This is a genomic window from Streptomyces sp. SID9727, assembly GCF_010550605.1.
Lineage (GTDB): Bacteria > Actinomycetota > Actinomycetes > Streptomycetales > Streptomycetaceae > Streptomyces.
Window position 1 is genome coordinate 1 of the sequence record NZ_JAAGNI010000485.1, and the last position, 6,896, is coordinate 6,896.

5 protein-coding genes and 1 pseudogene are annotated in these 6,896 nt (G+C 73.1%); 2 read left to right on the top strand and 4 right to left on the bottom strand.

Annotation, left to right across the window (positions count from 1 at the left end; genetic code table 11):
- Positions 1–266: pseudogene (locus G3I41_RS33690) on the top strand (hypothetical protein); the annotation flags it as partial.
- Here the strand turns inward: G3I41_RS33690 and G3I41_RS33695 are convergent.
- Entirely contained in the window at positions 256–1,857 is a 1,602-nt protein-coding gene (locus G3I41_RS33695; RefSeq protein WP_343242277.1) for a DUF6350 family protein, read from the bottom strand. The pseudogene G3I41_RS33690 and the gene G3I41_RS33695 overlap by 11 nt on opposite strands.
- A 125-nt stretch (positions 1,858–1,982) precedes the next feature.
- Between G3I41_RS33695 and G3I41_RS33700 the strand changes: the two genes are divergently transcribed.
- Complete coding sequence (locus G3I41_RS33700) at positions 1,983–3,362, top strand: helix-turn-helix domain-containing protein (RefSeq protein ID WP_164404327.1); 1,380 nt, start codon at positions 1,983–1,985, stop codon at positions 3,360–3,362.
- Between the two features lie 102 nt (positions 3,363–3,464).
- Here the strand turns inward: G3I41_RS33700 and sucD are convergent, their stop codons facing one another.
- The 3 genes from sucD to G3I41_RS33715 form a co-directional block, all read right to left on the bottom strand.
- A complete protein-coding gene (gene sucD / locus G3I41_RS33705) occupies positions 3,465–4,349 on the bottom strand; it encodes a succinate--CoA ligase subunit alpha (protein ID WP_164404328.1) in 885 nt (294 codons plus the stop codon).
- 21 nt (positions 4,350–4,370) lie between these two features.
- A complete protein-coding gene (sucC, locus tag G3I41_RS33710) occupies positions 4,371–5,552 on the bottom strand; it encodes an ADP-forming succinate--CoA ligase subunit beta (protein WP_164404329.1) in 1,182 nt (393 codons plus the stop codon).
- Positions 5,553–5,741: 189 nt separating this feature from the next.
- On the bottom strand, positions 5,742–6,896 hold a 1,155-nt coding region (locus G3I41_RS33715; RefSeq protein ID WP_164404330.1), incomplete at its 5' end, for a VWA domain-containing protein.

Here is a 6,896-nt window from a genome sequence, read left to right on the forward strand (position 1 = left end):
GGACGCCGGGGGCGGCGGACGGGGCGGGGCCCGCGCCGGACACGCTCGCCGCGCAGCGCGGGGGCCGGCAGCAGACCACGGCCGCGGTGAGCGGTCTGGTGACGGGCGTGGTCGCGCTGGCGATCGTCGCGACGACGTTCACGGTGCAGATGGTCTACCGCGACTACTACACCTGTGTGAACGACGCCCTGACCAAGTCGGGCCAGCTGGCCTGCAACGATCTGCTCCCGAAGCCGTTGGAGCCCTTCTTCGGCGTCAAGCGCTAGCGGCCGGCGGGCCGGGGGGCGCGTCGGTCTCCCGCTCGGTGTGCCGCTCGCTGTCCTGCACGGTCTCCCGCTCGCTGTCCTGCACGGTCTCCCGCTCGGCCTCCCGGGCGTGCCAGGGGTCGGTGGGCAGGAAGTCGTACGCGTCGAGGTCCTCGTCCCCTTCGTCCCGGCCCCCGCCTTCGCCTTCGTCCTCGCCCTTCCCGGGTCCGAGCGGCGCGGGGACGACGGGTGCGGGGGGCTCGGGAGCCTTGGGGGCCTTGGGGGCCTTGGCCATGTTCACCGGGTGCGCCGTGGGTTCCGGCTCCGCCGGTCCGGCGTCCCGCTTCTTGGGCTCGCGCAGCCGCCAGGCCCGTAGCAGCAGGGCCGCGGGGACACCGACGACCGTGGTCCACGCCAACGCCGCCGCCCCGGTGAGCCACCACACCGGACCGAAGGCCGCCAGGGCGTGGGTGCCCAGCGGTCCCCCGGCGGCGGCCGCCAGCAGCGCCGCGCCGAGCCCGCAGCCCGCCGCCCCGAGTGCGGTGGTGAGCGCGGTCTCCCCGAGGCTCCACGCCTCCTCCGGTTCGCCGTGGTCGGGCACCGCCCTCCGTACGGTGAACCAGGCCACCGTCAGCGCCGCCGCCACCGGGACCGCGCCGGCCGCCCAGTTCCACGGCCCGCCCGGACCGTGGGCGGGCATCGCGGCCAGCAGCGGGAAGTCGGGGACGGCCGGGGGCCCGGTGAAGGCCAGCGGGGTGACCGTGGACGCCGTGCCGAGGGCGAACCCGGGACCCAGCCCGTACGCCGCGCCCCACACCGCCGCGTTCGGCACGAGTCCCAGAGCCAGCAGCAGCACGGCGATGCGGCCGCCCCAGTCGGTGGAGAGCCGGAGGAACGATTCCTGGACCGGTGCGCCGTGCCACAGCAGGGCCGACGCGACGACCAGCGCACCGCCGCCCAGGAGCGCCGCCGTCCCCGCCAGCGCCGACCGGCCCACCGCGTCGGCCCGCCGCAGGAACCGGGTGCGCGCCATCGCCTCGTGCAGCCGTACCGGCGCCCAGGAGGGCGGCGGACCGAGCGGACACCCGCAGGCCGTCCACACCCCGGCCGCCGCCGCGCCCGCCACGACGACGGCGCCGGGAACGAGCAGGGAGAGCGGGCTCACGGACAGCGACGCGCCGCGCGCATAAAGGGCGACCGCCCCGACGACCAGCAGATATCCGCCCGTCACCAGGGCGAACGCGCCGCCGGGTGACGGTGACTGGTCCCCCTCCTCGGGCTCCAGCACATCCCTGGCCGCCCGGTGCACCAGGCAGACGGGCAGCACGGAGAGCAGCAGCGGGACGACGCCCATCGGTGCCGGGGCCCCGGTCAGCGTCTCGGTCCTGACCAGTTCGGCGCCGTGCGCGAGGAGCCAGAGGCCGGCCGCCGCGTGGAACGCCTCGCCCGGACCGCTGTCCGGAGCCGGTGAGCTGATCCAGAGCGCGGCGACGAGGACGGCGACGCATCCCAGGCCGAGCACGGCCGCGATCGCCCCGCGCAGCACCGCGGAGACCAGCACGGCGGGCCGCCCCCGCTCGTCCCGCGACAACAAGGGGCTGCGTTCGGTCACTTGGGTCACGCGGTCATGCTGCCAACGACACGCGCTTATTTCGTGTAACGGGCGAACAGCCGGGGTGTCGATCAATATACGTTTATGTACTTTTTCACCCGGTGCAGGCCGTATGGGCGGCCCTCATGACGCAGAGCACGTCCGAGACCGCCGCCGCCCCTCCGCTGCCCTCGCCGAAGGAGCGGCGCAGGCTGCGGGAGGCCCTGGCGCTGACGGAGGAGCAGGTCGCGTCGGCCGTCGGCGTGACACGGGCGACGGTGCGGGCCTGGGAGACGGGCCGCGGCACCCCGCGCGGCCGCAAGCGGGAGGCGTACGCCCGGCTGCTCGGGACGGGCACCGCGGATGCGGCTGCCCCGCCGCCCCCGCCGCTCCCACCGCCGGTTCCCGCCGAGGCCCCCGGGAACGTCGCCGTGGATGCCGCCGTTCCGGACCGGGCCGTAGCCGAGGTGGCCGAGACCGTCGCGCCCGAGGTGCGCGAGGCGCCCCAGGAACCCGAGGCACCCGAGGCAGCGCCCCCGGTGCCCGAGGAGGTGCCCGGGGTGCCCGAGGTGGTGCCCGGGGTGCCCGAGGTGGTGCCCGGGGTGCCCGAGGTGGTGCCCGGGGTGCCCGAGGACGCACTCCAGGTGCCCGACGTGCCGGACGTGCCCGAGGCGCCTCCGGGCGGGCCGGACGGCGGTCAGGCGGAAGGCGCGCCCGCTGCCGCGTTCGACGCGTTGTACCGGTACGCCGCCTCGGCCCTCTTCCAGCAGACCTATCTGCTGACCGGGCAGCGCGCCCTGTCCCGCGCGGCCGTGACCAAGGCGTTCGAGCTGGCCTGGGAGCGGTGGCCGGAGGTCGCGGTGGACCGGGACCCGGTCGGCTGGGTGCGGGCCGCCGCGTACGAGTACGCGATGTCCCCCTGGCGCCGGCTGAACCGGGAGCACCGCCGCCCCGACCCACCGCCCGAGGCGCCGGGCTCGCGGGCGCTGCTCGACGCGCTGCTGGCTCTGCCCCCCTCGTACCGCCGCACGCTGGTGCTGCACGACGGGGTGGGTCTCGGGCTGCCGGAGACCGCGGCGGAGACCGAGGCGAGCACCCGGGCGGCGGCCGGACGGCTGGTGACCGCGCGGGCGGCCGTCGCCGAGCGGCTGCCCGAGATCGCGGAGCAGGACTCGCCGGACGGGCAGTCCGCGCTGATCCACGAGCGGCTGGGCACGCTCGCCCGCAGCCGCTCCGCCTCCTCGCTGCCGGTGCCGGAGCTGATCCGTACCGGCAGCGAACGCAAGGCCCAGCTGTGGGCCCGGACGGCCGTCGCGTTCACCGTGCTGATCGTCGGGCTCACGCTGATCACCCTGGCGACGGCACCCCGGAAGTACGAGACGCCGCCGGCGCCCGCCCAGAAGGTCGGCGGGGTGCCGCCGGTCGGGGGCCCGCAGAAGCTGACGCCGCAGGACGTCAAGCTGCGGAAGAAGCTCGGCGACGAGCTGTTCCACGGCCCGGCCCGGCTGGTGCCCGAGGCCGGCTGAACGGTCCGGCGCACACGACGACGCGGGCCCGTCCCCCGGTGAGGGGGACGGGCCCGCGTCGTACGTACGGTGACACCCTGCCGCGCGAGCGCGGCGGCGGCGTCAGGCGCCGAGGATCTCGCGCGCCAGCTTGGCGGTCTCGGTCGGCGTCTTGCCGACCTTCACGCCGGCGGCCTCAAGGGCCTCCTTCTTGGCCTGCGCGGTGCCGGAGGAGCCGGAGACGATGGCGCCGGCGTGGCCCATGGTCTTGCCCTCGGGGGCGGTGAAGCCCGCGACGTAACCGACGACCGGCTTGGTCACGTTGGCCTTGATGAAGTCGGCCGCACGCTCCTCGGCGTCGCCGCCGATCTCGCCGATCATGACGATCAGGTCGGTCTCGGGGTCCGCCTCGAACGCCGCGAGGGCGTCGATGTGCGTCGTACCGATGACCGGGTCGCCACCGATGCCGACGGCGGACGAGAAGCCGATGTCGCGGAGCTCGTACATCATCTGGTAGGTCAGCGTGCCGGACTTGGACACGAGACCGATGCGGCCGGGCTTGGTGATGTCGCCCGGGATGATGCCGGCGTTGGACTGGCCGGGGGTGATCAGGCCGGGGCAGTTCGGGCCGATGATCCGGGTCTTGTTGCCCTTCGAGCCGGCGTACGCCCAGAAGGCGGCCGAGTCGTGGACGGCGATGCCCTCGGTGATCACGACGGCGAGCGGGATCTCGGCGTCGATCGCCTCGATGACGGCGGCCTTCGCGAAGGCCGGCGGCACGAAGAGGACGGACACGTCGGCGCCGGTCTTCTCCATCGCCTCGGCGACGGAGCCGAACACGGGCACCTCGGTGCCGTCGAAGTCGACGGTCGTGCCGGCCTTGCGCGGGTTGACGCCGCCGACGATGTTGGTGCCGTCGCCCAGCATGAGCTTGGTGTGCTTCATGCCCGTGGCGCCGGTCATCCCCTGGACGATGACCTTGCTGTCCTTGGTGAGGAAGATAGCCATGGTGGTCTGAGTCCCTCTTCCTTACTTCGCAGCCGCGGCGAGCTCGGCGGCCTTGTCGGCCGCGCCGTCCATGGTGTCCACGCGCTGGACCAGCGGGTGGTTGGCGTCGGAGAGGATCTTGCGACCCAGCTCCGCGTTGTTGCCGTCGAGACGCACGACGAGGGGCTTGGTGACGTCCTCGCCCTTCGACTTCAGCAGCTCCAGCGCCTGGACGATGCCGTTGGCGACCTCGTCGCAGGCGGTGATGCCACCGAAGACGTTGACGAAGACGGACTTGACGTCCGGGTCGCCGAGGATGATCTCCAGGCCGTTCGCCATGACCTCGGCGGACGCGCCGCCACCGATGTCGAGGAAGTTGGCGGGCTTCACGTTGCCGTGCTTCTCACCGGCGTACGCGACGACGTCCAGGGTCGACATGACCAGACCGGCGCCGTTGCCGATGATGCCGACCTCGCCGTCGAGCTTGACGTAGTTGAGGTTCTTGGCCTTGGCGGCGGCCTCGAGCGGGTTGGCCGCGGCCTTGTCCTCGAGGGCCTCGTGCTCCGGCTGGCGGAAGTCGGCGTTCTCGTCGAGCGAGACCTTGCCGTCCAGGGCCAGGATGCGGCCGTCCTTGGTCTTCACCAGCGGGTTGACCTCGACGAGGAGCGCGTCCTCGGCGACGAAGGTCTCCCACAGGGTGACCAGGGCCTCGGCGACACCCTCGGCCACGTCGGCCGGGAACTTCGCCTGCGCCACGATCTCGCGGGCCTTGGCGATGTCGACGCCGTCGACGGCGTTGACCGGGACCTTCGCGAGGGCCTCGGGGGTCTTCTCCGCGACCTCCTCGATGTCCATGCCACCCTGCACCGAGGCCATGGCCAGGAAGGTGCGGTTGGTGCGGTCGAGCAGGTACGAGACGTAGTACTCCGCCTCGATCTCCGGCGACAGCTCGGCGATCATCACCTTGTGGACCGTGTGGCCCTTGATGTCCATGCCGAGGATGTCGGTCGCGCGGGCGACCGCCTCGTCGGCGTTCGCCGCCAGCTTGACGCCGCCGGCCTTGCCGCGGCCGCCGACCTTCACCTGCGCCTTGACGACCGACTTGCCGCCCAGCCGCTCGGTCGCCTCGCGGGCTGCCTCAGGCGTGTCGATGACTTCACCGGCCAGCACCGGTACACCGTGCTTGGCGAAGAGGTCCCTCGCCTGGTACTCGAACAGGTCCACGCGCGTCCGTCCCTTATCAATGGTCTCGCGGTTGGTTTTCTGCGTGGGCGTGCCGCGAGGGGCAACGTGACTGCGGTGTCACTAGGAAGGCGCACACGGTGACCGGATACGCGGCATGTCCATCTCGCAGGTTATCCCCGAGGCCGGTGTGACCCTAAATCGCAGATCACACCCGAGCGGTGATTACGGTCACAGATTCCCACTGGTGGAGGCGTTCTCCGGGTCCGGTATCGGCAGCGGGCGCTTCTCGATCGCGGCGGCCATGACGTCCGGGAAGAGGTCCGGCGTGCAGGCGAAGGCGGGGGCGCCGAGGGCGGACAGGGCCGCCGCGTGGTCGCGGTCGTAGGCGGGGGCGCCCTCGTCGGAGAGTGCGAGCAACGTCACGAACTGGACCCCCGACGCCTTCATCGCGGCCACCCGCTTCAGCATCTCGTTGCGGATGCCGCCCTCGTACAGGTCGCTGATGAGCACGACGACGGTGTCGGCCGGCCGGGTGATCCGGGACTGGCAGTAGGCCAGCGCGCGGTTGATGTCGGTGCCGCCGCCGAGCTGGGTGCCGAACAGGACGTCGACGGGGTCGTCCAGCTGGTCGGTGAGGTCGACCACCGCCGTGTCGAAGACGACGAGCCGGGTGCGCAGGGCGCGCATCGAGGCGAGCACCGCGCCGAACACCGACGCGTAGACCACGGAGGCGGCCATCGAGCCCGACTGGTCGATGCAGAGGATGACGTCCTTCTTCACGGACTGGGCGGCCCGCCCGTAACCGATGAGCCGCTCGGGGACGACCGTGCCCGCGCCGTCCCGGCCGGGCAGCTCCAGGTAGTTCTTGAGGTTGGCCCGGATGGTCCGGTCCCAGTCGATGTCGTGGTGGCGGGGGCGGGTGATCTTCGCCGACCGGTCGAGCGCGCCGGTGAGCGTGGCCCGGGTGCGGGTGGTGAGCCGCTTCTCCAGCTGCTCGACCACCTTGCGGACCACGGCCCGGGCGGTCTCCTTCGTCGTCTCGGGCATGGCCTTGTTGAGCGAGAGCAGGGTGCCGACGAGGTGCACGTCGGCCTCGACGGCCTCCAGCATCTCCGGTTCGAGCAGGAGCGCGGAGAGGCCGAGGCGGTCGATCGCGTCGCGCTGCATGACCTGGACGACGGAGCTCGGGAAGTACGTCCGGATGTCACCGAGCCAGCGGGCCACCGAGGGCGCGGAGGCGCCGAGCCCGGCCGAGCGCCCGCCGCCGCTCCGGCCGCCGGGCCGCCCCCCGCTCCCGTAGAGCGCGGCGAGCGCCTGGTCCATCGCGGCGTCGCGCCCGGTGAGAACGCGGCCGGTGCTCTCCTCGCTGTCGGCGCCCAGCAC